The sequence below is a fragment of the Nocardia sp. GP40 genome (assembly GCF_050434125.1).
GTDB lineage: Bacteria > Actinomycetota > Actinomycetes > Mycobacteriales > Mycobacteriaceae > Nocardia > Nocardia albiluteola.
Map to the genome: position 1 here is coordinate 1 of NZ_JBNPVW010000053.1, position 1455 is coordinate 1455.

Here is a 1455-nt window from a genome sequence, read left to right on the forward strand (position 1 = left end):
TCCCTAAGGTCATCTTTGTCCGGGGCTGATGTCCGGACACCCAGGACGGCGGGGTGTAGCTTATGCGGTCTCTGCCCTCGCGTGGCTCGCTGCGAATGGCTGCCCCGCCGTACTGGACACTCCGGCCACTAATTGAGATCCGTTGCGAATCGTCGCTGGTTAGGGACCTGTTGGCGGGGTTGTCCGTGGGTTCGACACGACGAGAGCGGGACGGCTGAGAATGGTTCAGCGACAGCGGATATGGGTCGGTATCGACGTTGGCAAGGCCAGTCATCACGCGTGTGGGATCGATGAGGCCGGCAAGATCTGCTGGTCGCAGAAGCTTGGTAACGATCAGCGGGCGATAGAGGCCCTGATCGAGCGGGCGCGTGAAACCGCCGCCGAGGTTCGGTGGGCGATCGACCTGATCGGGCCCCAGGCCGCGCTGCTGATCACGGTGCTGCTCGGCAGCGGACAGTCGGTGGCGTACGTTCCTGGCCGCACGGTGAACGCCATCACGAAGGCGTTCCGCGGCGAGGGCAAGACCGACGCCAAGGATGCGCGTGTCATCGCTGAAACATCGCGTATGAGAACAGATCTGGAGCCTGTCACGGCACCGGACGAGATCGTGGCGGAGCTGACCCAGTTGTCGAGTTACCGAACTGACCTGATGGGCGACTGGGTTCGGGGAGTGAACCAGCTGCGGGGGATGCTCGCGGCGATCTTTCCTGCGCTCGAAGCCGCGTTCGACTTCTCGAACAGGTCTCCGCTGATCCTGGTTTCGGGCTTTTGCACGCCGGCGGAGATCCGCTCTGCCGGCAGCGAGGCAGTCGCGGCATACCTGAAGGAGAACGGTGCGTGGGCAAAGGGGATCGTTTCGATGGCAGCTACGGCCTCTGCGGCAGCTGCTGAGCAGGGCATAGCGGTGCCCGGTGAAGCGACGACGGCCGGGTTGATCAAACGCCTGGCCCTCAAGCTGCTCACCCTTGATCGGGAGATCAAGGACACGGACAAGCTGATCACCGAGCGGTTCCGGGCGCATCCGAAGGCGTCGATCATCGAATCGCTGCCCGGCATGGGCCCGCTTCTCGGCACCGAATTCTTGGTGATCACGCGCGGCGACCTGGACGCATTCGGAACTCCGGGACGGATGGCTTCCTACGCCGGATTGGTCCCCGCGCCAAAAGATTCCGGACGTGTGTCCGGCAATCTGCGCCGGCCGAAGCGGTACAACCGTCGTCTCCGGCGAGTGTTCTACATGGCGGCGATGTCCAGTCTGACGAAGGGCGGCCCGTCGCGTGTCTTCTACGACCGAAAACGATCTGAACGCCTCATACACACCCAGGCGTTGCTGGCCCTGGCCCGGCGACTGGTCGACGTGCTCTGGGCCCTGCTCCGCGACGGACGACACTTCACCGCCACACCGCCAGTTGCCGTGCGAGAGGCCATCCCTGCTTGACATCTTCATTGAGATTC

At 63.7% G+C, this 1455-nt stretch carries 1 protein-coding gene; it reads left to right on the forward strand.

Features of this window, described 5'->3' with window-relative positions; translation table 11 throughout:
- Nucleotides 1–220: 220 nt before the first annotated feature.
- On the forward strand, nt 221–1438 hold the full coding sequence (locus tag ABH933_RS45495) for an IS110 family transposase (RefSeq protein ID WP_429429378.1): 1218 nt from the start codon (nt 221–223) through the stop codon (nt 1436–1438).
- Nucleotides 1439–1455 lie beyond the last annotated feature (17 nt).